At 41.7% G+C, this 24,891-nt stretch carries 24 protein-coding genes and 1 pseudogene; 7 read left to right on the forward strand and 18 right to left on the reverse strand.

Annotated features, from left to right (window positions below; all coding sequences use genetic code 11):
* Positions 1-291: 291 nt before the first annotated feature.
* The 6 genes from NSQ26_RS08810 to NSQ26_RS08835 form a co-directional block, all read right to left on the reverse strand.
* Positions 292-795 (reverse strand): BsuPI-related putative proteinase inhibitor, encoded by a 504-nt coding sequence (locus NSQ26_RS08810; protein ID WP_499717878.1) that lies wholly within the window; start codon positions 793-795, stop codon positions 292-294.
* A 15-nt stretch (positions 796-810) separates the two neighbouring features.
* A complete protein-coding gene (locus tag NSQ26_RS08815) occupies positions 811-1,632 on the reverse strand; it encodes a YitT family protein (RefSeq protein WP_090774399.1) in 822 nt (273 codons plus the stop codon).
* A gap of 46 nt (positions 1,633-1,678) precedes the next feature.
* The gene (locus tag NSQ26_RS08820; protein ID WP_499717879.1) at positions 1,679-1,846 is read right to left on the reverse strand and encodes a hypothetical protein; all 168 of its coding nucleotides are present in this window, start codon (positions 1,844-1,846) and stop codon (positions 1,679-1,681) included.
* Positions 1,847-1,890: 44 nt separating this feature from the next.
* Positions 1,891-2,259 (reverse strand): rhodanese-like domain-containing protein, encoded by a 369-nt coding sequence (locus NSQ26_RS08825; RefSeq protein ID WP_090774398.1) that lies wholly within the window; start codon positions 2,257-2,259, stop codon positions 1,891-1,893.
* Positions 2,252-2,863, reverse strand: a complete 612-nt coding sequence (locus NSQ26_RS08830) for a hypothetical protein (RefSeq protein WP_499717880.1) — start codon at positions 2,861-2,863, stop codon at positions 2,252-2,254. The genes NSQ26_RS08825 and NSQ26_RS08830 overlap by 8 nt, the downstream gene beginning before the upstream one ends.
* Before the next feature lie 82 nt (positions 2,864-2,945).
* Entirely contained in the window at positions 2,946-4,406 is a 1,461-nt protein-coding gene (locus NSQ26_RS08835) for an acyl-CoA carboxylase subunit beta (RefSeq protein ID WP_499717881.1), read from the reverse strand.
* A gap of 188 nt (positions 4,407-4,594) precedes the next feature.
* Between NSQ26_RS08835 and asnB the strand changes: the two genes are divergently transcribed.
* Positions 4,595-6,493 (forward strand): asparagine synthase (glutamine-hydrolyzing), encoded by a 1,899-nt coding sequence (gene asnB, locus NSQ26_RS08840; RefSeq protein ID WP_499717882.1) that lies wholly within the window; start codon positions 4,595-4,597, stop codon positions 6,491-6,493.
* Between the two features lie 125 nt (positions 6,494-6,618).
* A complete protein-coding gene (locus NSQ26_RS08845) occupies positions 6,619-7,062 on the forward strand; it encodes a YhcN/YlaJ family sporulation lipoprotein (protein ID WP_499717883.1) in 444 nt (147 codons plus the stop codon).
* A 50-nt stretch (positions 7,063-7,112) separates the two neighbouring features.
* On the opposite strand, the gene NSQ26_RS08850 is transcribed toward NSQ26_RS08845, so the two are convergent.
* Positions 7,113-8,345 carry an MFS transporter gene (locus NSQ26_RS08850; RefSeq protein WP_499717884.1) on the reverse strand — a complete coding sequence of 411 codons (1,233 nt, stop codon included), beginning with the start codon at positions 8,343-8,345 and terminating at the stop codon, positions 7,113-7,115.
* Positions 8,346-8,475: 130 nt separating this feature from the next.
* On the opposite strand from NSQ26_RS08850, the gene NSQ26_RS08855 reads away from it, so the two are divergent.
* A complete protein-coding gene (locus NSQ26_RS08855; RefSeq protein WP_499717885.1) occupies positions 8,476-10,254 on the forward strand; it encodes an ABC transporter substrate-binding protein in 1,779 nt (592 codons plus the stop codon).
* Positions 10,255-10,352: 98 nt separating this feature from the next.
* Here the strand turns inward: NSQ26_RS08855 and NSQ26_RS08860 are convergent, their stop codons facing one another.
* Positions 10,353-11,585 (reverse strand): MFS transporter, encoded by a 1,233-nt coding sequence (locus tag NSQ26_RS08860; RefSeq protein WP_499717886.1) that lies wholly within the window; start codon positions 11,583-11,585, stop codon positions 10,353-10,355.
* A gap of 71 nt (positions 11,586-11,656) precedes the next feature.
* Positions 11,657-11,854: a hypothetical protein gene (locus tag NSQ26_RS08865; protein ID WP_499717887.1), complete on the reverse strand. Its 198-nt coding sequence runs from the start codon at positions 11,852-11,854 to the stop codon at positions 11,657-11,659.
* Between the two features lie 685 nt (positions 11,855-12,539).
* Between NSQ26_RS08865 and NSQ26_RS08870 the strand changes: the two genes are divergently transcribed.
* From NSQ26_RS08870 to NSQ26_RS08880, 3 genes are all read left to right on the forward strand, one after another.
* Positions 12,540-13,577, forward strand: coding sequence for an AimR family lysis-lysogeny pheromone receptor (locus tag NSQ26_RS08870; RefSeq protein WP_499717888.1), 1,038 nt, complete (start codon positions 12,540-12,542; stop codon positions 13,575-13,577).
* A 22-nt stretch (positions 13,578-13,599) separates the two neighbouring features.
* Positions 13,600-13,734: a hypothetical protein gene (locus NSQ26_RS08875; protein ID WP_499717889.1), complete on the forward strand. Its 135-nt coding sequence runs from the start codon at positions 13,600-13,602 to the stop codon at positions 13,732-13,734.
* 169 nt (positions 13,735-13,903) lie between these two features.
* Positions 13,904-14,599 carry a hypothetical protein gene (locus NSQ26_RS08880; RefSeq protein ID WP_499717890.1) on the forward strand — a complete coding sequence of 232 codons (696 nt, stop codon included), beginning with the start codon at positions 13,904-13,906 and terminating at the stop codon, positions 14,597-14,599.
* Between the two features lie 27 nt (positions 14,600-14,626).
* Here NSQ26_RS08880 and yhbH read toward each other — a convergent pair whose 3' ends face one another.
* The 9 genes and pseudogenes from yhbH to queG all read right to left on the reverse strand — a co-directional run bounded on the left by yhbH (position 14,627) and on the right by queG (position 24,321).
* Positions 14,627-15,808: a sporulation protein YhbH gene (gene yhbH, locus NSQ26_RS08885; RefSeq protein ID WP_090774389.1), complete on the reverse strand. Its 1,182-nt coding sequence runs from the start codon at positions 15,806-15,808 to the stop codon at positions 14,627-14,629.
* A 214-nt stretch (positions 15,809-16,022) separates the two neighbouring features.
* Entirely contained in the window at positions 16,023-16,562 is a 540-nt protein-coding gene (gene lepB, locus NSQ26_RS08890) for a signal peptidase I (protein ID WP_245700959.1), read from the reverse strand.
* Positions 16,563-16,584: 22 nt separating this feature from the next.
* The gene (gene lepB / locus NSQ26_RS08895) at positions 16,585-17,124 is read right to left on the reverse strand and encodes a signal peptidase I (RefSeq protein WP_090774388.1); all 540 of its coding nucleotides are present in this window, start codon (positions 17,122-17,124) and stop codon (positions 16,585-16,587) included.
* A 122-nt stretch (positions 17,125-17,246) separates the two neighbouring features.
* Complete coding sequence (locus tag NSQ26_RS08900) at positions 17,247-19,142, reverse strand: PrkA family serine protein kinase (RefSeq protein ID WP_090774387.1); 1,896 nt, start codon at positions 19,140-19,142, stop codon at positions 17,247-17,249.
* 191 nt (positions 19,143-19,333) lie between these two features.
* Positions 19,334-20,819, reverse strand: a pseudogene (locus NSQ26_RS08905) (potassium/proton antiporter).
* Between the two features lie 280 nt (positions 20,820-21,099).
* Positions 21,100-21,573, reverse strand: a complete 474-nt coding sequence (gene trmL / locus NSQ26_RS08910; RefSeq protein ID WP_499717891.1) for a tRNA (uridine(34)/cytosine(34)/5-carboxymethylaminomethyluridine(34)-2'-O)-methyltransferase TrmL — start codon at positions 21,571-21,573, stop codon at positions 21,100-21,102.
* Between the two features lie 77 nt (positions 21,574-21,650).
* The gene (locus tag NSQ26_RS08915) at positions 21,651-22,526 is read right to left on the reverse strand and encodes an amidase domain-containing protein (protein ID WP_499717892.1); all 876 of its coding nucleotides are present in this window, start codon (positions 22,524-22,526) and stop codon (positions 21,651-21,653) included.
* Positions 22,527-22,612: 86 nt separating this feature from the next.
* Positions 22,613-23,134, reverse strand: coding sequence for a methylated-DNA--[protein]-cysteine S-methyltransferase (locus NSQ26_RS08920; protein WP_499717893.1), 522 nt, complete (start codon positions 23,132-23,134; stop codon positions 22,613-22,615).
* Positions 23,135-23,181: 47 nt separating this feature from the next.
* Positions 23,182-24,321 carry a tRNA epoxyqueuosine(34) reductase QueG gene (queG, locus tag NSQ26_RS08925; protein WP_499717894.1) on the reverse strand — a complete coding sequence of 380 codons (1,140 nt, stop codon included), beginning with the start codon at positions 24,319-24,321 and terminating at the stop codon, positions 23,182-23,184.
* Positions 24,322-24,428: 107 nt separating this feature from the next.
* Here queG and NSQ26_RS08930 point away from each other — a divergent pair, with 107 nt between their 5' ends.
* Positions 24,429-24,887 (forward strand): Dps family protein, encoded by a 459-nt coding sequence (locus NSQ26_RS08930; RefSeq protein ID WP_090774381.1) that lies wholly within the window; start codon positions 24,429-24,431, stop codon positions 24,885-24,887.
* The last annotated feature ends 4 nt before the right edge of the window (positions 24,888-24,891 follow it).

Below are 24,891 nucleotides of genomic sequence, written 5' to 3' on the forward strand. Positions count from 1 at the left end.
CTCCCTATGAAAGTGCTTTCAATTAGTACAGCTTGTCCCACAGCAGACAGGAAAGTACACGAAAGCCCTCAGCTATCGAAAACGCACTCGAAATGACTGAGGCTCATTCATGTATACAGCAACTGCCCATCTTAACAGTCACTCATGTCAGTTGCTTCATTACAACCCCATCCATACTACGACTAATGAGATGATACGTTTACTATACGATAACAGTCTAGCATTGTCAACCGTTTTCACGAAAAAAGCCGATTATTCCTACGACAAAACTCGACTTTAAGTCAACCGATGCTATGATGCAGATGACATATCTTTAATTTCAATTTCAAACGTATCTGTTAACACGTTTTCATCGCCTAGTTTCTTTAATTCCTGTTGTGAAGGCGTCAAATAAACCGACATTGTGTACGTACCTGCCGGAATGCTTTTTAATGGTACAGTCTCTGTAAATGCTTTTTTCTCATCTGCTTTATAGTGCACCTCAACAATTTGTTGTGTGTACATATAACCATCCGAGTGACGATAAATCATCTCCCCTTGCGCATTTGAGAGGGTGATATCATATACTTGTGACGTTGGAAACACTAACGTTTGCCCTTTGCCCGAAACATTCTCAAGGCTCATCTCAACATGTAACATGTCATCTTTTTGCTCTACATCTACCTCAAACGCCCAAATGTTATCCATATTCTCCGCTCCCCCCGTCGGAATTGCATCATCATTTTTCTTTTGCCCGTTACACGCCACCATCAAAAATACAGCCAACACCGCAATACAGCCATGAACAAATTTCAAGTGAAAGCCACCTTTCTAATCTTTGCGAAACAACCCAAACACACTTGCTGTCTCCACAATATTCGTAAACGCATCAGGATCCACTTCGTCAATAATATTCTTCAAAGCATACAATTCATACCGCGTAATGACAATAATGAGCATTTCTTTTTCTGAAAACGTATAACCACCTTTTGCTGGAATACGCGTAATTCCCCTTGTCAATCGCTCATGAATCGCCGCGTTTAATAAGTCGGCTTTCTCAGTAACAACCATCGCAGTCAACTTTACATAACGTGTGTGAATCGTGTCAATAAAACGTGATGTCACATAAATTGAAATTAATGTGAACAATGCTTTTTCTGGGTCTAACAATAAACCCGCAGCAATGACAATGATGGAATTCAACAAGAAGAAAAAGCTCCCAATTGAACGATCCGTATATCTCGCTAAGACGAGTGCCACAATGTCTAGCCCTCCTGAAGAAGCACCCCATTTTAATAACAATCCAGCGCCTGCCGCACCGACTACCCCGCCAAATACTGCATTTAACATAATTTCATTAGACAGCGGATAAACCGGCAATATCTCTAAAAATAACGATGTAAGCATTACGCTCACAAAGCTATATATTGTAAAACTTTTTCCGACTTTAAACCAGCCTAAAATGGCAACAGGAATGTTTAGTAAAAAAAGCAACACGCCTGTTGACATCGGTAATACAAGCGACAGCAACTGGGCGACACCTGTAAAACCACTTGCAAAAACATCTGCTGGAATCAGGAAAAAGTTTAATGCGCATGCGAGTAAAAACGATCCGATGACCAGAATAATGATTTTCCCTAATTCCCTTTTCATCTTACACCTCAAATAATATGACCTCACTCATCAATCGTTTACGAGATCACTTCTTGTCTTCATAGGAACCAACTGGGTGTCCTAACGTGAAGCTTTGCTGTTTACTTGTACGTGCACATGGTGCACATAACTTTCCATTTTTTAAATACACGCCGATCGTCCCGGCTACCATACCAGCGACAGTTGCTGCTATGACTATACACTTCTTATTCAAGTGCATACACTCCTCCCATTATATCCGAATTTATTAAGAACAAACTACTGATACAACTCTTCTGTTTCCACAATAACACGTTCAGCGCCGATAGCTTGCTCTCCATCCCACGCAAGCATGCCCCCATCATAATTCCGCACATCAGCAAACCCTTTTTCTTTCATAAACTGTGCCGTTCGTTGGCTGCGACCACCACTCCGACAAATGAGCACATAACTCTTTTCTTGTTCCATATGAGCAACATGATGCTCGATGACACTCATGGGGATCAAAGGTACCCCAGGAATGTGCCCTTCTTCATACTCGTCAACCTCACGTACATCGATCAATACAATGTCTCGATCCGGGTTTTGCATTAATTCCTTTAATCCATCAGTAGATACTTGCACAATCCCATCTTTAGACTTACTCATCTCCGTCTCCTCCTTCTACATCCATATTTTCAATAAATGTAAACGTGTGGTGTGGCAACGCCGTCTTTAATTCTGTCAATGTGAGCGACTCATCATCTAATTTTGCCAATTCAGGAACGATAACTGCATCCACATACGCTTGCATATCGATCGATTGGTCACTTCGAACAATATGTTCATATTTTTTCGCATATGTATACAGCGGTGTATAATCGTTTGTTTCAATACTCACTGACATTTCTTGAGCTGGTCTAATGATTGGTCCGCGCTCAATCACATACAACTTGAATACAGGTGAAAAACTCATGTACCTCATTGATTCACGCGTAATTAATTGTGTTTTTGACTCTGAAAGCAACAAATCAGCGTAAAAAGCACGCGGGAAAGAGAGGGAAATCGCAAAATATAGTGTGACAACCATGACACACGTGAGAAATGTCGCCGCTGCTTCTGTCTTCCCTGCAACTTGTTTTTTTGAACGTCGCAGTTTTCGCCTCACGATGATCAAACTTCCTGCAAGCAGCAAACACATGAGTAGAATAAGACCCGTTTGAAACCACCCTTCTGACACAATGATCATCGATACCAACCTGCTTTCATTCAATCTCCTCTTTATCGTATCACAGGTTTAAACAAGGATGAAAGTAGATTGCTTTTCAATGAGGAAAAAGTTATCTTTTCTTATTTTAAAGTGGCATGTTTCCGTGAGGATACGCAGCAATTTTTTTACATGCCAACACGGCATATGCATCAATGAGGCGCGCCCTCGTCGTTTCTGGCTCAATAATATCATCAATGATGCCCTTCTCTGCTGCTAAAAAAGCGGTTGGCACTGGCGTATCCTCTGTTTCTGCCGACTCAGTGTTAATGACTGACTTAGCCCCATCTGCACCCATTACAGCCATTTCTGCTGTCGGCCACGAGAAAACAAAATCTGCACCTAGCGCCTTACTATTTAGTGCCACAAATGCGCCACCGTATGCTTTTCTCAAAATGACTGTAATCTTTGGCACAGTCGCTTCTGCAAACGCGTAAATAACCTTTGCCCCGTGGCGAATGAGTCCCCGCTGTTCCTGTTCCGTCCCTGGAATAAACCCACATACATCCTCTAAAACTAACAATGGAATTCGGTAACAGTCACAGAAGCGAACAAAACGGGCGCATTTGTCGCTTGCATCCACATCAATTCCCCCTGCCAAATGCTTTGGGTTATTCGCAACCACCCCAACCGTCTGTTCGTTAAGACGGATAAGCCCTGTCACTAAATTTCTAGCAAAGCAAGACGATAATTCCATAAATGATTGCCGATCGGCTAACAATTGAATCACTTCTCTCACGTCATACACGGACATTTCGTTGATAGGCAAAACATGTGCTAATGAGGCTACTTTGTCCATATGCTTATGACAAGGTATTTCTTTTCCCGTTGGCATATAGGAAAGGAAGGCTCGGACTTCCTTAAACAATGCTGCTTCACTTTTCGCCGTTACGTGAACATTGCCACTTTGTGTTGCATGCATACGCGCACCGCCAAGGGATTCCATGTCAACATCACTTCCTGTCACAGCTGCCAACACTTTTGGACCTGTCACAAACATGTGACTTATTTTTTCGACCATAAAAATGACGTCCGTTAACGCTGGTGAGTACACTGCACCACCTGCACATGGACCAAGTATGACCGACAATTGCGGAATCACACCGGAGTATTGAACTTGCTTTCGAAAAATTTGTCCGTAACCGTGAAGCGCTTCAACCCCTTCTTGAATACGGGCACCCCCTGAATCAATCAAACCAATGAGCGGCGCTTTTAACTTCACAGCCATCTCAAGAATGGTCACAATCTTTTCTGCATGTTTTTTTCCAACTGTCCCGCCACATACTGTGAAATCTTGTGCATATAAGCAAACAAGGCGCCCCATGATTGTCGCATACCCAATTATTACCCCATCACCTAATATCGCTGCCTCACCCGTTGCAAACCGTAAACACTCGGTAAAACTATCTTTATCAACCAACGCATCAATACGCGCGCGAGCAAGCGCTTTTCCAGAAGCACGTTGTTTCTGTTGACGTGCCTGTCCTCCGCCTTGTAATAGTTCCTCATTTTTCTTATGTAGCAATTTATTTTTGAAATGGTTATCCATCTGTTCCTCCTACACACTTCATCAACTACTTAAATGTACAATGCCCTAAATTCATCGTCCTTAATATCATTGAATTTTTCATGTTTTTTTACATACAAATCGACAAAGTGTCATTTGTTGACAATAACCTTTCGTTTCGGTACGATAAACTCACAAATTATTTCACCTTAAGTGGAGGTTACCTTTTTATGTGTGGTTTTGTAGGAGAAATGCTGAAAACAGTCGGCACCCATGTCCCAGAAGAATTGTGGACGCAATCGCTTGAATCCATTCATCATCGTGGTCCAGACGATACAGGAGAATATATCGATGGGCGTGTGAGACTCGGCTTCAAGCGTTTAAGTATCATTGACTTGGAACAAGGAAAACAACCGTTGTCTTATGCGCAAGCGCGCTATCATATTATCTTTAATGGCGAAATTTATAACTACATCGAATTGAGAGAAGAATTAACTGCAGATGGCTATACATTTGCCACTGATTCAGATACTGAAGTTTTACTGGCGCTCTATGCTGCATATGGAGAAGCAGCCGTTGAAAAATTACGCGGCATGTTTGCGTTTGCTATTTGGGATACAGAAACAGAAACATTGTTTTGTGCTCGGGACAGATTTGGCATTAAACCATTTTATTATCTTCACACAGATGAACGCTTTTACTTCGCCTCTGAACAAAAGTCAATTATGCCCATCGTTGCGCATAAAAAGTTGAATCAAACATCATTGCAACATTACGCAACATTTCAATTTGTGCCTGAACCAAACACATTGACTGAGCACATACATAAGCTCTTACCAGGACACACATTGACGATGAAACGCGATCTCTCTATGACCATCACCCCTTACAGCAAACATGCTTTTTCAGAGCAACAAGGGCAATCAATTGAATCGCTTGCAAAAAAAACCGTCGATGTTTTGCGTGACTCAGTGGAAAAGCATATGAGGGCCGATGTACCTGTCGGTGCATTTTTATCAAGTGGCATTGATTCCACAACAATTGTTGCGCTCGCCAAGGAGCTTCATCCCGACTTGAAAACCTTTACTGTCGGCTTTGAAACAGAAGGGTATAGTGAAATTGATATTGCAAAACAAACAGCTGCATCGCTCGGTGTCAATCACTTCCATAAAGTCATTACTGCCGATGAGTTCGTTGCTGAATTACCAAACATCATTTGGCATATGGATGAACCCGTCGCCGACCCCGCTGCTGTGCCGTTGTATTTTGTGGCAAGAGAAGCAAAAAAACATGTCACCGTCGTTCTTTCAGGCGAAGGGGCAGATGAACTTTTTGGTGGTTACAACATTTACCGTGAGCCACTGGACTTAGCTTGGTTTAAAAAGATCCCGACTCGCCTACAGCCAATGATCAATCGGTTGGCACGCAAGCTACCTCCTTCGGTAAAGGGGCGTAACTATTTTATTCGTGGCACCACACCTATTGAAGAACGGTATATCGGTAATGCCTTCATCTTCTCAGAAGAAGAGAAAGAAGCATTATTCAAGCATTATGATCCGTCTATCTCTTACACACATGCGACAGCACCATTGTATCACTTAGCGCGCAACTACAACGACTCAACAAAGATGCAGTTTGTTGATATGCATACGTGGCTATCTGGTGACATTCTCGTCAAAGCTGACCGTATGACAATGGCGCATTCACTCGAGCTCCGTGTGCCATTTCTTGATAAAGAAGTGTTTGCACTTGCAAGCACACTTGAACGCGATGTGAAACTAGCCAATAAAACGACGAAATACGTCCTTCGTGAAGCAGTAAAAGAGAGCATCCCTGCATCCATCGTCCCTCGTAAAAAACTAGGCTTCCCTGTTCCAATTCGGGTCTGGTTGAAAAATGAACTATACGATTGGGCCAAGCAGCTAATCCAATCGAGTGAAGATGACGTATTCCATAAACCATTTTTACTACGCATGCTAGCAGACCACCGAGACGGCAAAGCCGATTATAGCCGAAAATTATGGACTGCCCTATGCTTTATCATGTGGTATGACATGTACATCGCAAATAAAATTTCTTCATCCACTTTAGAACAAAAAGAGCATCGTCCTGTCGCAAAAAGAAATTAAGTTGCCTACACCCCAAAATGAGCATCTCTCATTTCGGGGTGTTTTTAGCAATAAATGTATAATTTGGAACGAGGAAGGTCACGTTAATAGTGTAAATCATCACTACACTTTGGAGGGAATGTAAAATGAAACTTTCACGATATATCGGCGCGCTATTGGCGGTCATCCTTCTTACGTTAACTGGGTGCGGCAATAATCAAAATGCCACAGATGATACAGATGACACAACAACGCATGATTTAAGATTTGCAGATGCGATTGCCGACAAAGTCACTGACCTTGAAACCGTTGAGCGCGCTAGCGTTTTCGTTACTGAAAATAACGCTTACGTTGGCGTCATGCTAAAAGGTGAAAAAGATCAAGAAGTCACTGAAGAGATCGAACAAGCAGTCGCTGACCAAGTAAGAGAAGTAGACACGACAATTGAAAATGTCTATGTCTCTGCCAACCCAGATGTGTTAGATCATTTCGGCAGTTACGCTGAAAAGATTGAACAAGGGGAACCGATTGAAGGCTTTTTTGATGAATTTGACAAGATGATTCAACGGATGTTTCCTAACCGGAAATAACAATATAAAAAAGGTGCTACTCCACATGAGTTGGAGTGGCACCTTTTAATTTAACGTACTGTCCGATAAAAATTTGTTCTCAACATCACAAGAAAAATGACCAAGCATAACACCAGCGTCACCACAAACAAAATGCGCACAGAAAAATATTCTGCCCAAAGTCCGGCCGCAAGCAATCCGGCTGGCAGCATCAGTTTCATTAACATAGAAGATGTACCAGACACCCGTCCAAGCAAATGATTAGGGGTGAATTCTTGTCTAATTGAGAAATAAACGACGTTGGAAATCGTAATAAAAAAAGTTCGGATTGCAAGTGAGATACCAATGACCCACCATGTACCTGCCACGAGAAGGACAACATATCCAATTACTTCTCCTAACATTACATACGTATACACTTTCCCCCGAGGAAACTTATCTGTCATCCGTTTCACGACAAGTGCGCCTAATAGGCCACCGATCGCACTAACGCTAAACATGAGTCCAACCTCTGTCTCTGACGAACCCAGGACATCGACCGCAAAAAAGATGAGCACACCTAACACCATACTCGAAGCAAAGTTTTGAAAAATCACCGCCACTGTAGGAGTCAACAATGTACGATTCCCAAATAATTCGCGTACCCCTTCCTTCATATCTGCCCAAAAACTTTGCTTTTTTTGCACATGTTTTACTTCAGGAAAATGCATCAATAAAACCGCCACAAACGACAACGTCACGAACACAAATTGGATCGACAATGTGCCCAAAAACGACGTTGCTGCTAAAACGACGCCCGCGATACCAGGACCAATCATGCGAATAAGCGTATCTATAAAGCTCCTTTTTGCATTTGCTTCTGTTAATTGCGTCCTGTCAATCATTTGTGGCAATGCAGAATGAGAGGCATTACCAATAAAATAGCCAGAACTTGAAAAGAGGAACCCGAGTATAAATAACATCCATAATCCAAGTGAATCTGTCCACAACAGTGACAATAACACACATAATACGAACCACTGAACACCGATCATCACGATCATGACCCGCTTCCGCCGCAACCGATCGACGATCACTCCTGCAACCATACCGAGTAATACATTTGGCAAAAACTCCATCACCCGCATACTACTCATCGCCAGTGCGCTTTGAGACATCTCATACACAAGTAAAGGAATGACAATCGTGTAAATTTGTAAACCAATCGCTGCACTTGCTCCGCTCCCCCATAGAAGCAAAAAAGAACGGTTTTTCCATAAAGATGGCACTTTCTCTTCTGTTTGTACATATTGACGTTGTCCCATTTTTTGTCTCCTTTTGTCTCATAAACTCGCATTTCTTGTCATTTTATGATACAAAAGAAAAAAGGAGAGAAAAAGAACTTATTTTTTCATATTAAAATACACACCTTTTATCCAAAGGAGGCCGATCACGATGAAATTGCATGATCATTATCTCACCTTATTAAACAAATGGGGCCCATCCTCTCACGACGTTTACATACGCGACATCGCAACAACCATGAAACGTTCGATCCGACACACCAAAATGATTTTGAAACAACTACAACAAGCACAGTGGATTACATGGCTTCCTGGATCAGGGAGAGGCAACCCTTCGAAACTTTCCTTAAACCTTTCTAAAGAAGCACTCTATGAAACGATCATTCGCCAATACATTGAACAAGGCAACATTAAACATGCGCTACAACTCATGGAGGAAGCCCCTTTACAACAATCATTTATTCAGTGGCTAGAAAAACAATTTCATTGGCGAACAGCAAATACAGAGAGCGATGGCATTGACAAACTCTGTTATCCTTATTACTTTCCGATCGACACATTGAATCCGATGTACACGATCACCCGACACGAAGGACATTTAGGGGAACACATTTTTAATCGCCTCTTGCGTTATAATCATGATACCCACACTTTCGATTACGAACTACTACACCATTTCACAGAGAAAGAAAACGGTCGGGTGTGGCACTTTTATTTACGTAAAGGTGTACTTTTTCATGACGGGAGCCGTCTTACCACGCATATTGTAAAGGAAAATATCACCCTTTGGCAAAAAACCTTTACCACTGGCTGGTTAAACGATATGCTGCAGATGATTTCAACCATTGAAATCCATTCTGACTACATAATGACGATTCACCTATGCCAAACAAATCGATTGTTCCCGCACGTATTTACCGGAAACCGAGCGCGAATCATTTCTACTACCTCTTATGGAAAAGACCCTGATCGATTTCAACAGCATCCAATTGGTACAGGTCCTTATCAAGTTGATGCTCATCACGATGGCTATATACAACTATCTGCTTTTGATCACTATTTCGGTTTAAGGCCACAACTAGACCAAATTGAGTTGTATCACATCCCAAATCACAAGCGTGGTCATCGCCAAGTCGATTATCGGATTGTTCGAGAGGACACAAAGCACATGAAACATTATGATTGGCACGATACAGAAATTGGGGGTACATACCTTGTTGTCAATCGCCAAAAACAAGGCTGGCACACACATCCAGAATTTCCGAAAATGCTATCCTATGCCTTAGACCGTGAAGCACTATTTGCGGATCACCCGCATTACAATGTTTGGTTTCCCGATAGCTTCTTTGAGCGCTCTCCTGCCACCGGTCCATTACGGCAAAAAAGTCACATCGAGAAAGCGCGGAAATGGTTTTCAGATCAAGGCTTTGTTGGGAAGTCACTGACGCTTATATCCACATGCTTGAGTCACAACGCCCACTTAGGATATGAATTAAGTGTATTGAAAGAAGCGTTAGAGACTTTGGGAATCGACTTACATACCGACATTGTCGATATTAACGAGCTCACACACCCTTCCTATATGTCTCAAGCAGATTTAATTATTGCTGGAATTGGACTAGGAGAAGATCGCCTCGCCTCGATGTTAAACTTTGTTACTGACAAAACGAGTTTCATTTACACGACATTACCAACCACCACACGCCTGCACGTTGATGCACTACTTAATGATATTTTCATGAGCGCCTCTACGAAAGAAGCGTACCAAAAAATGCGCCTACTAGAGCGCTTTTTACTCGATCACTACGACATTATCCTTTTGTATGATCGGAAAACCCATGTCCATATTGAAGCCGATCACCGCCTTCAAGGCGTTGAGATTAACAGATATAACCGCTTGCGCTACGATCAACTTTGGTATCAGATTTGAGTGGATGATGTGTCGTTTGAAAAACAGGAAAAGCTGTCCTGATCTTTTGAACAGCCTACTTCCTATATCATCGTATACTTGGCGCATGACGAATTGGATCACGCTTGCTCCGAGACAACTTCCTGTTGTCTTTTTCTCGCCTGTTCTCTTTTCAAAAACACCCAACCAATCACAGCAGCAGTCAATGAAATCGTTGCCGCGAAAGTCATGACGATACTTCCATGAAAAGTGAGCAATAGCACACCTGCTAATAATGGCCCGAGTGGTTGCGCCATCATTGCAGCCGATCCCAACATTCCCATTGCACTTCCAAGCATATGTTTCGGTATGGCTTGCTGCAGCTCGGTCATATAAATGATCGTCATTGGCGATGATAAAAAACCCATGATCCCAAATAATGTGATCCCAACAATGACTGGTTCAATGAAGAAACCCGCCGCGACCATCACAAACATAGACGCAAAGAAAAGCACCATTGCCCGATCCAAATTTAAACGCTTCCAGCGATACGTGAGTGCTGTCCCAAGTAAATTCCCAATCCCCAGCACCATCATGCATGTTCCGAGCGCTGCTGCACCGTTTATTTTTAAATCAGCATAGAGGTAAGGTAAAGTCACAGCTGTCATCATGACAAAAGCCATATTTGTAAACATTGCCGTTGCTGCTGCTATCAACAGCCAACGCTCTGTTCGAAAATGGGAAAATGTTTTCTTGAACGAACCTACCACTCCTCTACTTTCCACCTTTGTGCGCGGCAAACGCACACGCAACACTAAAAATAGATAACAACAAATAGGGATCAGTGCCACAACTAGTACTGCGATAAATGCCACATGATATCCAGATAATGCCAACAATGCCCCTGCTACGACTGGACCGAACAAGCCCGCTAAGTTTTTGAGAGCACTTAAAAGACTGTTGACTTCTTTTAATTTCTTTGGTTCTACCAAAGTAGGAATGAGCGTTCTTTCTAAAGGGTCTAAGATGCCTCCAGTAATCCCCATAAATACCAACATAATAACATACAGCCAAAAGCCGATCCCACTTGCAGGTACTTCTAGCAAAAATAAGATAAACAAACCAAACACAGCGAAAAAATCCCACACAGTCGCGCTCAACCCTAAAGCCGCCTTATTGAATCGGTCAACAGCCATTCCAGCAAGCATTGGCACAATGATGGCTGGGGCATAAGTAAAAGCGAGCAACGTCCCTAATACTGCCGGTGAATCGACAATATTAATAAAATACCACGTCATCACTAAATACATCATCCTTTGTTGAAACGATTGAGCGCTTTCAGAAGTGATGAGTGCGGCAATGGTTTTGTTCATGTGTGCGATGCCTCGCTTCCTTGTTTGATTTTCCCTTAAATAGGGTCACTCGAAACCAAAAAATAGATATACTACTCTCTTTTTCTATCTAACCGCCGACGAAATACTAAAGCTAAGAAAGCGAATATAACAAAAGCTGTCCCTGAAGCTGCAGTCACCACCTTCAGCATATTTTCTATTGGAGACTCAAATAACAGTGCGACCGAGATAATTAAAACGGCACCAGTTAAACCCATTCCTAAAATTAAGATCGCCAAAATTTTGTGCATCAAATCACCTCAAAAATACTCACACAAGCACCGCTCCAGTGTATATTAATCATTTGGGCCCATTCTCGCCTCACGCATTGTGCCATCACAATACGGACACACAACTTCTACTTCTACTTCTTCTACTTCTTCCACTTCGGATATACCATATGCAAACTCATTACCACAAAATCAGGAACCTCTTTTTTTGACATTACTATCATCCCTCCATTTTTCATTTATTTCTCTTAAGAGAAAATTCGACGCGATTAGTTCCCTTTCCTTCTCATTCCTTCTCAAAATTCAATTTTTTTCACAACAATATTCACGCATTGCTTTACTTTGAGTGAAAACCTTTGTTATATCAACATTCAATCCGTGTTTACATAAAAAGACAATCAAAGACACAATTAGGCAAAACCTCTTATTGAACCCGTTTCTGCATGATGTTACAATTAAAGCGATTCACCATTTGTTTCTTTGTAGTTAATTTGTCAAAATGATGGCTCAGAACAACGTTGTTAAATTTAAATCATTTCATTACGTCAAATCATTGTGGGGTGGCATGATGCAAAACGAAAGTCAAAGAACAATCACAGCTATGAACACTCACACCACGACTACTCAAATGATAACGCCAGAAATGAAGACTCACCTGCAAAGGTTAGAATGTTGGCGACGGGAACAAAAATTTACAGAGGAAGTCATGCACGGATTAGCGGCTAGTGGGGGAGCGGAACAGAGCCGACTTTATTTTGAGCAAGTGATGTATACGGTGAGAAATGCAGCACCAGAACAACTCGTAACGTTCATGAATATGTATGTAAGAGGATTAAAGGATGGTGTGCAAGTTCAGGATTCTCTGGAGTACGCTGTTTTGTTTCAGCAGATTGACTTGTTAAGGGAAATACTTGATCGATATGAGGGGAACAGGTTTTGGGAAGAGTGGGAGAAGGTGTATCGCTTTTTGCTTTCTGTCATAGAAGGGAAGTTCACACATGAAGAGGTACTGGAACAGTCTCACCTGTTGAAAAGTGGAGTGTATGACCAGAGCTTGCAACTTCGATTAGAACTAGTAGATGTTTCTGCTTATACGCACCTTGGTGATTATCACAAAGTAGGCTCTCTGCTCGATTACTTTTCAAAGCATTTGGACCAATTGGAACCAAACTTTGTAAAAAGCGCTTTAAAGAGCCGAATAGAATTAGCGGAGGCAAGATTTTTGCTTTTCATAGCAAGAGACTTTTCTGGAGCCGAAAAGAGATTTTCCCGCGTGATAATGAACAATGCCACACCAAGCGCATTAATTGTTGCATCTTACCGAGATCGTGGTCTTTCTTTGTTAAACGAGGCGCTATTGGAAAAATCCAACAAGTGCTTACGATGCTTTGAAATCGCAATTTCTCGTGCAAAGGAGTTCGGATTAATGCGTGAGTACGAGAGACTAACAAAGGAATACTATCCCCTTGTACAGAACTTACACGGTGAACAATTTGATGCTACAGATATTGTTCAAGAGGAGGTGGCACATCAGCACATTGTTCGTGGTGAGCATAAGAAAGCGCTATATCTCATTGAAGACTTAGAGGCGCGTGGAAAAGGAGGTGTGTTTATATCTTTTTATAAAGCAAAAGCATTGACGAATAAAGAATTAATGTCTCGGGTTAAGCAACAATTTCAGGAAGAAAACCTCGCTTACATGTTGCCAATCGTTGAACGTGAGATTCAGGCGTTAGATAATTAATTTAAAGGGAGGAAGAGCGCTTATGAAGAAATCTTTGTGTGGCATCATTGTTATGTTATTACTAGCTGTTCCTGTACAAGCGCAAGCGTCATCAGAGGTTGAACCTTCTGGAGGTCCTGGGGCTGAACCAGTTCCATATTCACACACACCATCATAACTCCCTCCAATCAAATTTACAACTGTAAACTTTTATAAGGGCTGTCCCAAAGGTTATAAATAACCTTTGGAATAGCCCTTTTCTTGTTTCCCCTGAAACAATTTCATTGATTTTTATATTCGTTTAATTTAAAATAAAAAAGCAAATCAAATGACACAGGAGGCTCCATATGCATTTGAAACCGCTCGCTCGTACCGTTTTCTTGATGTTTTTTATGTTTCTCTTTATGAAAGCGCACGCAGACGCAAAAGAACGGCTCACATTACAACCGCACACTGTAAGCCCGTTCACAGAAGTGGTGTTAGAGCCTCACCCTGAAGGTGACCGACTGATCGTACGCGGATCAAAAAAAGCAAACGACGTGACAGCCTCTTATCAAGTTCATATTGATCGGACAGCTGGCACCTACACTGTTGAACCACAAGAAGCAAGTCACACGGAACCACCACATATTCATGCTCCTTACCACACCGGTTGGGTGAGTGCGACCACGAGAGACCTTATCGGCATCAATTTAGCGCGTTCTACCTTAAATTTTTCATGGTACGATCACGGTACAACGATCAGTCATAAAGACTCTTCTCTTCATACATGGGCAGCCCATCCTACGCCTCTTGGCACACACTGGTATGTACGTGAGCATCAAAAGAGAGCGCCTTACGCTTATGAAGAGAACACAAAATTACGTGTAAATGCCTATGCATCTTACTACAACTATGATTTCCTCAATAAATACAAAATTACAGAGTCTGATCACTTTATCCAGGTGGATATGAAAAACGATGGCACATATGACTATGTCGTAAACTGGACACGAAGAGGAGAAAGCTGGTTTACACTAATTTTAACGATTACCGTTCATTAGTAAAGGGGCTCCGAGAGCCCCTTTTGTTTATTTCTCCACTATTTGCTCCTCCATCGCTCCTTTTCTGAAAAAATGACGCATCGCATGGTACACATCGCCTTTTTCTTTCAAAATATAGTGCATGAAGCGAGAATCGCTAATGTTTTTATAAGCACCCATTAAGGTGGAATGACGCGAATACCGGTTAACTTCCCCGTAGCCAAACAAGTTTGATCGGTCCATCAGCTTTCCTACAAGATCTAGGCAACGACCGTTATCTGACGTCAAGTTGTCACCGTCTGAAAAATGGAATGGATAAATATTATAAGCATTAGGATGATATTTTTCATCAATTAATTCCAGCGCCCGCCGATAGGCAGAGGAACAAATCGTCCCGCCACTTTCTCCTTTTGAAAAGAAGTCTTCCTCACTAACTACTTTTGCCTCTGTATGATGTGCGATAAATTCGATGTCAACTGTCTCATATTTCGTACGTAAAAAACGGGTCATCCAAAAAAAGAAGCTGCGTGCCATATATTTCTCAAATCGCCCCATTGAGCCGCTTGTGTCCATCATTGCAATGACCACTGCTTTAGACTCCGGTCGAATCGTTTCTGTCCACGTCTTAAAACGTAAGTCATCATTATAAATAGGCATAATTCCTGCATTTCCTGCTAATGCATTTCGTTTGATTGCTGCTAAAATTGTTCTCCGTTTGTCGACATTGCCCATTAATCCTTTTTTACGAATATCATTAAAGGAAATATCTTCTACAATGAATGCATCTTCTTCCTTTTTTTGTAGATTCGGTAATTCTAACTCTGAGAACAACATCTCTTCTAACTCCACAATCGATACAACGGCTTCATAATACTCCTCACCCGCTTGATCTCCTGCGCCACTTCCTTTTCCAGCGCCAGGTTGCTTGGCACCATTTGGATCACGCGCAACGACGTCTCCAACCTTGCTGTCACCTTGTCCTTGTCCAGCATGTTTATTTTTATCATAATTGTACCGAATTTTGTATTCATCTAAAGAACGAATGGGGATACGAACCACATCCCGTCCATTTGACATCACAATATTTTCTTCACTCACTAAGTCAGGCAAATTTTTCTTAATCGCTTCTTGAACTTTATCTTGATGACGGCGCTGATCTTGATACCCCTTACGATGGAGGGACCAGTTTTCCTGTGACACGACATATTGCCGACTGTTCGTTTCTTCCACGCTTTTCCCTCCCAAAGACTTGGATTTGAGAAATTTAAGTCACCCTTTTTGCGCACCTTTCATACACTACATTGGCTATAAAAAACATGTAGTCCTGTTTTCCTTATCCTATGTAAGACAAGAGTAATAGTTGCCAAAAAGTTTCTCGAGGACAAGCCTATTGACATGAAAAAAAAGCCTGTCTACATAGGCGACAGACTTTCGATCAACATCTTTATTCCATAAATCCCATTTTGTCTAGTGGCCAAAAGCGCAAGCCAGCTTTACCAATAATATCGTTCATATCAATAAATCCAAGCTGTCGACTGTCAGAGCTTTTCCGACGATTGTCTCCGAGGACAAATACATACCCTTCTGGTACGACTGTATGTGATACATAATCAGTTGTATACAAACGCCCATGCACCATCGATGCACGTGCCTCCGCTAAAAAAGGTTCCGGTATCGCTTCATCATTTACATACAATACGTCATCTTCATAACGAATGATGTCACCAGGGAGGCCAATGACTCTCTTAATATAATCTGCGTCTTCACTTGCTTTAAAGACGATCACATCAAAACGTTCAGGTTCACCGAAATAATACGTCGCTTGATTGACAAAGATGCGGTCTCCGGTTGACGCAGTCGGCTCCATTGATACTCCTTTTACCGTTGTGCTCGTCATAATAAATGTGCGAATGACAAACGTCAAGAGGAGCGCAACCATAATAACCTTTAGCCAACTCCATAATTCTGCCTTCACTGTTGCCACAGCAACCCCTACTTTCTCTTATCTATTCCATGAACCCCATTTTATTCAACGGCCAAAAACGTAAACCAACTTTGCCAATAATGTCGTCCATTTTTACCGGACCAATCCTCCGGCTATCTAAACTATTATTTCGATTATCACCAAGGACAAATACATATCCTTCTGGAACTTCTCCGCTTAGTTCATAGTCTTCGGTGTACGCCCAATCTGATCCATTTGCCGCAACAACTTCTTCTAAAAAAGGCTCCGGTACTGCTTCGTCATTTACATACAGCACATCATCTTCATAGCGAATCGTATCACCTGGCAGTCCAATCACGCGTTTAATATAATCTGCGTTTTCGTCTGCTTTAAAAACAATTAAGTCAAACCGCTCAGGCTCGCCAAGTCGATAGCTTAATTTATTCACAATAAATCGCTCACCATTGTAAGTCGTCGGTTCCATTGACTCACCACTTACCACAAAACTTGTGATCACAAATGTTTGAATGACAAGTGTGACAATGACTGCAACAATAATTGCTCTTATCCAGCCCCAAAACTCTGATTTTTTCTCTGCCACAAGTGTTCCTCGCTTTCCTATATATCTCTTATTTTTATAACAACAATGTCCTATATAACGTATCACTTTTTCTAGAAAAGAACAAGAAGAAGCGATCCCAAACAATGAGACCGCGTACTTCATTAGCGATTTAGTAACGAGCCCACATACCGTAATAATTCATTTGCTGACACAGAGTTGTAACCATGCTCATCTATTAAGCGAGCAATCACATCGTTCATTTTCTTTAATTGTGATTCATCTGGGGTTTGGACTGATGTGGTAATTTTGACAACATCTTTTAAATCGGCAAACAATTTCTTTTGAATCGCTTCTCGTAATCGTTCATGAGAATGATAGTCAAATTTCTTCCCTTTCCGTGCATAAGCAGAAATTCGAATCAAGATTTCTTCTCTGAAAGCTTTCTTCGCATTTTCTGAGATGCCAATTTGTTCCTCAATCGACCGCATTAATTTCTCATCTGGTAGCATCTCTTCCCCTGTCAATGGGTCACGTAATTTATTTTTGTTACAATAAGCCTCCACATTATCCAAATAATTTTCCATCAACGTCTTCGCTGACTCGTCGTAAGAATACACAAATGCTTTTTGAACTTCTTCTTTCGCAATTAAATCATACTCTTTACGGGCAATTGTAATATAATCCATATAACGCTCTTTATCTTCTTTTGAGATAGATGCATGCGCATCCAGCCCCTCCTTTATTGAACGCAACACATCTAGCGCATTAATGGACGTCATTTGCTTGCGAATAATTGCTGATGAAATGCGGTTAATGACATAACGTGGGTCTATTCCGCTCATTCCTTCATCATTAAATTCTTCTTTCAATTCTTTTACATCTTGGCTATTAAACCCTTCTACTTCTTCACCGTCGTACAACTTCATCTTTTTCACTAAGTCCATTCCAGACCGATGGGACTCCTTCAGACGCGTTAACACCGTAAAAATTGCCGCAATTCGTAACGCGTGAGGTGCAATATGGACATGAGCCAAATCGCTATCGGCAATCATTTTCTGATAAATGCGCTCTTCTTCACACACACGTAAGTTGTACGGCACCTTCATTACAATAATGCGCGAATGAAGTGCCTCGTTCTTTTTATTCGCAATGAATGACTGATACTCCGATTCGTTTGTGTGGGCAAGAATCATTTCATCCGCCGAAATTAGCGCGAATCTTCCGGCTTTAAAGTTTCCTTCCTGCGTCAAGGATAGTAGATGCCACAAAAACTTCTCATCGCATTTTAACATCTCTTGAAACTCCATCATCCCACGGTTCGCTTTATTTAGTTCCCCATCAAAACGATATGCGCGTGGATCTGATTCTGATCCGAACTCAGCAATTGTTGAAAAATCAATACTCCCAGTCAGATCGGCAATGTCTTGTGATTTTGGATCAGATGGTGAAAACGTACCAATCCCAGTTCTTTTATCTTCAGAGAAAAATATTCGCTTCACCATTACATCTTCAATACGCCCCCCATACTCTGTTTCCAAGCGCATCATGTTCAGTGGCGACAAATTTCCTTCGATGCGAATCCCGTACTCTTCCTGAAAATCTTTACGCAAATGAAGAGGGATCAAATGAAGCGGGTCTTCGTTCATTGGGCAATCTTTAATTGCATATACCGCACCTTCATCAGTACGAGAGTAACGCTCTAACCCCCGCTTTAACATCGTCACAAGCGTTGACTTCCCACCACTTACTGGACCCATCAACAATAAAATACGTTTACGCACATCTAACCGTTTGGCAGCAGAATGAAAGTACTCCTCAACCAATTTTTCAAGTGCGTCCTCTAAACCATAAATCGCATCCTTAAAAAAGTGATATGTCTTGTGCCCATTTTCTTCTGTCACGCCAGCGTCTTTGATCATGTTGTACACGCGTGAATGCGCCGTCTGCGCAACCCATGGCTTTTCCTTCACTAATTGTAAGTAGTCAGAAAATGTTCCTTCCCATTGCAGGCTCTCTTCCTCAGCACGATAGTCCTCAATTTTTTTTAAAATATCCATTGCGCGTACCTCCGTCCTCGTATAAGCGAGATTACTTAACGATATGCACGAAAAGCAACGAGCATGCGTGTGATCTGATACAGCCAATGTTCCTCATTTTACTCACACAAAAAAAGACGTCGCCCCAAGAAAATGTGAATTCCAATAGACAAACATTTGTTCACTTGAAACGACGTCATGTTCATATTCAGTTAAACATCTTCACCCTTTTCTACTGCTCGAAACACTTGTTTCAACTGCTTTTTCCGCTTTTTCGGTACAAGCACATATAAAATATCCTTTTCTTGAATGGTTGTCTGTCCATAAGGTGCAATTAACTGTTCGGATCGAATAATTGCATTGACAAGTGCTCCTTTTGGTAACGTAATCTCCTCTAATGTTTTACCAATGACTGGTGTATCTTCTTTCATCTCTAATTCCACAATCTCAACATTGGTTTTTCCAATTGAAACAAGCTCTAACGAATGTAGCGGTGTGGGCTTTTGCGGCTCCGTTAACTGCAGCTTTTTTGCAACATATGAAATCGTTGAACCTTGAATGAGCGTTGATGTCAGCACGACGAAGAACACGACATTAAAAAACAATTGACTATGTTCAAGCTCTGCAATGACCGGAAACGTTGCCAATACAATTGGTACGGCACCTCTGAGTCCGGCCCATGATAAAAAGAGCTTTTCTTTCCAGCGGAATTTCATCCCCGCCATGGACAAGAATACAGCGATTGGACGTGCAACAACCATTAAAATAAGTGATAAAACCATCCCTTTAATAAATATATTAAGCTCAAATAATTGGGTTGGAAACACAAGTAGCCCGAGGATGATAAACATAAGCATTTGCATCATCCACGCAAATCCCTCATTAAAACGGAAAATAGAATGACGATACGTCAAATCTTGATTGCCAATAATAAGCGCTGCCACGTATACAGCAAGTAAACCACTTGCACCTATTAACGCAGTGACGCCATAGGTAAGCAATGCAAAAGCCAAAGCAAAAACTGGATACAGTCCACTTGAATCTAAGTTAATCTGATTAATAGCATAAGAGGCTAGCTTTCCAAAAATAAAACCGAGTAACAACCCTAGTCCCATTTGCCAGACGAATGACCCAAGTAGTGAAAATATATTTGTATGGCTAATTGTAATGAGCTGGATGAATGATAGTGTCAAAAAAACAGCCATTGGATCGTTCGTTCCAGATTCGGCTTCTAACGTCGCACCTAAACGTGTTTTTATATTTTGCTCTTTTAAGACAGCAAATACTGCTGCTGCGTCCGTTGATCCAACAATTGCACCAAATAAAAGCGCTTGCAGCCAAACCAACACCTAACACATATTTTGCTGCCACAGCTACAATTGTTGATGTTAATAAAACCCCCAATGTGGCTAATGACAAGGACGGGAGCGCAACCGACTTTACAGTTGCCCACTTTGTTTGTAAACCACCTTCAAATAAAATGACGACCAGTGCAAACATACCAACAAACTGGGCATATTTTGCTTGTTCAAAATCAACATTTACAATATTAAACCCATCACTACCTATCACCATACCAACGAGGATAAACAGTACAAGTGCAGGGACGCCGAGCCGTGTTGAAAACTTTGCTGTCAATACACCTGCAATAAACAAAATCGCAACAAAAAGAATGATCATATCTGTCTGAAATGGCATCTGTTCTTCCTCCTCTCACTCTTTGTTACTTGCAACGTAGAAAAACCGGGCGCACCCGGTTTTCACCTCTATGATTTATGTGGGTTGCCTTCATAGCCTCCTGCAAACATTGAAATTAAAAATACAACAATGACGCTCATCATTAAAAACGTTCTCATCGAGCCTATTCCTCCTCACATCCATCTTTGTACCGAGTACATACCTCTTCCCCTATTATAGCCAATATTGTCTTACTTGAAAAGAGGGCATCGCCATTAGGGAGGGACTAAACGACAAATATTTACGTCAAATGCGGAAATCCTTGTTGACGAAGGGCTTCATACAAGACGATTGCTGCTGTATTTGACAAATTTAATGAGCGAATCGCATCTGTTTGTGGGATACGTAAACAATGATCCGTATCGTCACTTACAAGTTCAGCTGGTAACCCTGTCGTTTCTTTCCCAAACACAAAGAACACATCTTTGGTCGCATCCGCATATGTAAATTCCGTATAGTTTTTTGTGCCGCTTGTCTCAATATAATAAAACTGCCCTTCCGGAAATGTCTCCCACAACTCTTTCATCGCATCGTAATAATGAATTTTTACTTGCGGCCAATAATCACAACCAGCGCGCTTTAACATTTTATCGTCTGTAGAAAAACCAAGTGGACGAATTAAATGAAGCGTCGCCCCTGTTCCAGCACAAGTCCGCGCAATATTTCCGGTATTGGCCGGGATTTCTGGCTGATATAACACAATATGTAAACCCATGCATACACCCCATTATTCATTGAACATCACTTCATTATATCATTCATTCGTGATCGTTCCTAGCGTTGAAACAACGATTAGTTGACCACAATATGAAAAAACACATATTTTGTGTCATTTGTATACACAGCTGCGTCTTCATAGGTCCAGTAGCGCATGCGACTATTCATGTGATGCGCATTGACAAGTGGTTCCCCGTAAACATCTTTTGCGACAACAAGCGCAACATGATCCCATACACCATCTCCGTTAAAATCATAACATATTACATCACCCGGCAGTAGATCTTTTGCTTGGGTGCGCATTTCGCCACAGAGCCCTTTTGTTGCACCACTCAAATACCAACGTAATAAATGAGGGTTAGACCAAGTTTCACCATATGAAACACCTGTGGACCACCACCCATGTCGTTCAGTTGTATCCGTCATAGGCGCACCACCTGCGTACAAACATTGTGAAACAAAATGTGCACAGCTTGATGATGTATCTCCCTGCCACCATCGTTCCGCATATCGCACCGCTTCCCGCCGATCGTATGATTTATCTACCGTTTTAAAAGCATCTATCACGATTTGCGGTGTTTTTTCTGCTTGGCAATACTTACTCGTTTTTTCCACGTTCATTAAATCATCTGATTGCCATTCACCATCTACAAACAACGCTCTCCTCTGACATAGACGCTCTTCTATGTAATTTCCCTCTTGTTGTATGATAAAACGCTCCAATAAAAGCACATAATCGACTTGTACACGCGCCTCGTACGTACAAACTGACGTGATCTCACCAGACACTTTTGCATGAACGACAGATGCTTGTCGACGAGAGAGTACTTCTTTTTCCGTTGGTATTAGCCTTTCCTCTTTCCCAATCAACATTCGTTCATCGCCGTACATCCACGCCTTCATAAACATTTGTGCACGCGCATGAATTTGTTGAACCACTTGTTTCTCCATTCTCATCACCTCCTCATATATATGAGTATGCATAACCATAAAAAAAAGCACTCAACCGTGCGCGTGTATCACACTGTTAAATGCTCTTATGAAATGGTAAGTGCTCCCTCGAGATGAAGTAGCAGCTCTTTTTTGTTTAATCCACCACCATAGCCAACCATCGCACCATTACTGCCTATCACACGGTGACAAGGAACGATAATTGGTAAAGGGTTACGATTGTTCGCACCCCCAATCGCTCGAACAGCTTTAGGCGCTCCTATTTGCTTAGCAATTTCTTTATAGGATCTTGTTTCCCCATAGTTAATATCCATAAGTGCTCGCCAAACTTTTTTTTGGAACGGTGTGCCAACTAAATCAATATCTACATCAAATGACTTCCTTGTTCCGTTGAAGTAAGCTTGTAATTGTTCACATACAGCTGATGTGCGTGATTCACACCGCTCCCACTCCTCTCTCACACCTGTTTTTAGCAGTTTTGATTGACCATTCAGTTCATGGAGCGCACCAAAATGAATTTGACAAACGCCACGTTCGGTTGCAATAATTGTTAGTGTCCCTAAAGGGCTTGCCATTTCCTTCACAAAAAAATGTTCAGGCGTGATCATGTCAATCGCCTCCTTTTCCTATTTCATCTGCACAATTGCAATGAAATTTATTTAGCTCGTAGCATGTTCAGTCCTTTATCAATCTCGGCAATCACCTCAATATCTTTTTCTCTCTTTTTCGCCTCGAGCAATGTGTTTTCCTCTGTTACTAATTGACCAATTTTTCCGATCGCCCAAGCAGCTGTGCCACGAATGACAGGGCGTGTGTCTTCGTAAAGCAACGTTTTTAATGTCGGTAAAGCACTTTTTTCTCGAAAATGCGCCAACGCTAAAATGGCATTCCGTTGAATCGGTTTTTTTCCGCGCCACGCACCTGCTAAATAACCAAACTTCTCCTTAAATTCCTTATTTGACATCGTTAAGATAGGCAATAGCAAAGGCTTGACTGTTTCTGGGTCGGGCAACATATCAGCATGGTGATCGTAATTGATCCCTTTATTATATGGGCATACAACTTGACAGGTGTCCCACCCGTATAAAAAATGACCGGTTTTTTCTCGGTATTCATCTGGCATAAAGCCTTTTGTTTGTGTCTGATATGATAAACAAGCTTGCGCATTTAACACACCTGGCTCAACAAGTGCGCCTGTCGGACATGCATCCAAACATTTTGTACATTCTCCACATAAATCTTCCAATGGTTCATCCGGTTCAAAGGGAATCGATGTTAACACATTGCCTAAAAATACAAAGCTTCCAAACTCCTCCGTAATGATGAATGTATTTTTTGCGCTCCATCCCACTCCAGCTCGCTCCGCCACCGCTCGGTCAGCGAGTGCCCCTGTATCAACCATCGTTAATGACGCTGCTTCCGGCACACGCTCATGTAGGAAGGATACGAGCTTCTGAGCACGCGCCTTTAACGCAACATGGTAATCGTTCCCCCATGAAGAACGAGAAAACATGCCCCTTCGTGCTCCTGGAACATTTTTCGGTGCATCCCGAAGCTTTGTCGGATAAGCAACGGCAATAGAGATAATTGATTGCACATTGTCCATACTCAATTCAGGAAACACCCGCTCGTCAATATCAGCATGTTCAAAACCTGAAGCATACCCCTTCTCTTGCTGCGCAATTAAGCGCTCTTTTAACAATAAAAAAGGGTCTCCCGTCGTAAAACCAATCTTATCGATTCCAATTTTGTTGCTATATTCAATTAAGTCTTGTTTCAACTCGTCATAACGCATAAAAAACTCCTTTTTGCCACAATCAATCTACATTCACGCACAAAATCTATGGTACGGTTAAGTTGTTAACATCAGGGTATAGTAAAGAATAAAGGAGGAAAACAACCATGGCACAAGAAAAGATTCAACTCGCTTTAAACACACAAATCGCAAACTGGCACACCCTCTATGTGAAGCTACACAACTACCATTGGTATGTAAAAGGTCCACACTTCTTTACCCTGCATGAGAAATTTGAAGAACTGTACAACGAAGCTGCCGCGACCATTGACGAACTAGCAGAACGATTATTAACCATTCAAGGTTTCCCAGTTGCCACGATAAAAGAATACATGCAGCTGACGACACTGAAAGAAGGAGACAAAACGATGTGCGCACACGACATGGTGCGTGATCTCATTTCTGACTACGACCAAATTGCTAGCGAGTTACAAGATGGCATTACCATTTGTGATTCCCTTGACGATCCTGGTACAGAAGACTTGTTCATCTCTTTAAAAGGAACGATAGAAAAACATACATGGATGCTACGCGCTTTTGTAAAAGATACGCATGCATCACAATGATTTG

This window comes from Bacillus sp. FSL W7-1360, assembly GCF_038592975.1.
Taxonomy (GTDB): domain Bacteria; phylum Bacillota; class Bacilli; order Bacillales; family Bacillaceae_D; genus Shouchella; species Shouchella lonarensis.

What these genes read in the sequence shown, in the direction of transcription:
- NSQ26_RS08815 (WP_090774399.1), bottom strand. Translation starts at nt 1,632, where the DNA reads ATGAAAAGGGAATTAGGGAAAATCATTATTCTGGTCATCGGATCGTTT.
- NSQ26_RS08825 (WP_090774398.1), bottom strand. Translation starts at nt 2,259, where the DNA reads ATGAGTAAGTCTAAAGATGGGATTGTGCAAGTATCTACTGATGGATTA.
- NSQ26_RS08835 (WP_499717881.1), bottom strand. Translation starts at nt 4,406, where the DNA reads ATGGATAACCATTTCAAAAATAAATTGCTACATAAGAAAAATGAGGAA.
- asnB (WP_499717882.1), top strand. Translation starts at nt 4,595, where the DNA reads ATGTGTGGTTTTGTAGGAGAAATGCTGAAAACAGTCGGCACCCATGTC.
- NSQ26_RS08845 (WP_499717883.1), top strand. Translation starts at nt 6,619, where the DNA reads ATGAAACTTTCACGATATATCGGCGCGCTATTGGCGGTCATCCTTCTT.
- NSQ26_RS08850 (WP_499717884.1), bottom strand. Translation starts at nt 8,345, where the DNA reads ATGGGACAACGTCAATATGTACAAACAGAAGAGAAAGTGCCATCTTTA.
- NSQ26_RS08855 (WP_499717885.1), top strand. Translation starts at nt 8,476, where the DNA reads ATGAAATTGCATGATCATTATCTCACCTTATTAAACAAATGGGGCCCA.
- NSQ26_RS08860 (WP_499717886.1), bottom strand. Translation starts at nt 11,585, where the DNA reads ATGAACAAAACCATTGCCGCACTCATCACTTCTGAAAGCGCTCAATCG.
- NSQ26_RS08865 (WP_499717887.1), bottom strand. Translation starts at nt 11,854, where the DNA reads ATGCACAAAATTTTGGCGATCTTAATTTTAGGAATGGGTTTAACTGGT.
- NSQ26_RS08870 (WP_499717888.1), top strand. Translation starts at nt 12,540, where the DNA reads ATGCACGGATTAGCGGCTAGTGGGGGAGCGGAACAGAGCCGACTTTAT.
- NSQ26_RS08875 (WP_499717889.1), top strand. Translation starts at nt 13,600, where the DNA reads ATGAAGAAATCTTTGTGTGGCATCATTGTTATGTTATTACTAGCTGTT.
- NSQ26_RS08880 (WP_499717890.1), top strand. Translation starts at nt 13,904, where the DNA reads ATGCATTTGAAACCGCTCGCTCGTACCGTTTTCTTGATGTTTTTTATG.
- NSQ26_RS08900 (WP_090774387.1), bottom strand. Translation starts at nt 19,142, where the DNA reads ATGGATATTTTAAAAAAAATTGAGGACTATCGTGCTGAGGAAGAGAGC.
- trmL (WP_499717891.1), bottom strand. Translation starts at nt 21,573, where the DNA reads ATGGGTTTACATATTGTGTTATATCAGCCAGAAATCCCGGCCAATACC.
- NSQ26_RS08915 (WP_499717892.1), bottom strand. Translation starts at nt 22,526, where the DNA reads ATGGAGAAACAAGTGGTTCAACAAATTCATGCGCGTGCACAAATGTTT.
- NSQ26_RS08920 (WP_499717893.1), bottom strand. Translation starts at nt 23,134, where the DNA reads ATGATCACGCCTGAACATTTTTTTGTGAAGGAAATGGCAAGCCCTTTA.
- queG (WP_499717894.1), bottom strand. Translation starts at nt 24,321, where the DNA reads ATGCGTTATGACGAGTTGAAACAAGACTTAATTGAATATAGCAACAAA.
- NSQ26_RS08930 (WP_090774381.1), top strand. Translation starts at nt 24,429, where the DNA reads ATGGCACAAGAAAAGATTCAACTCGCTTTAAACACACAAATCGCAAAC.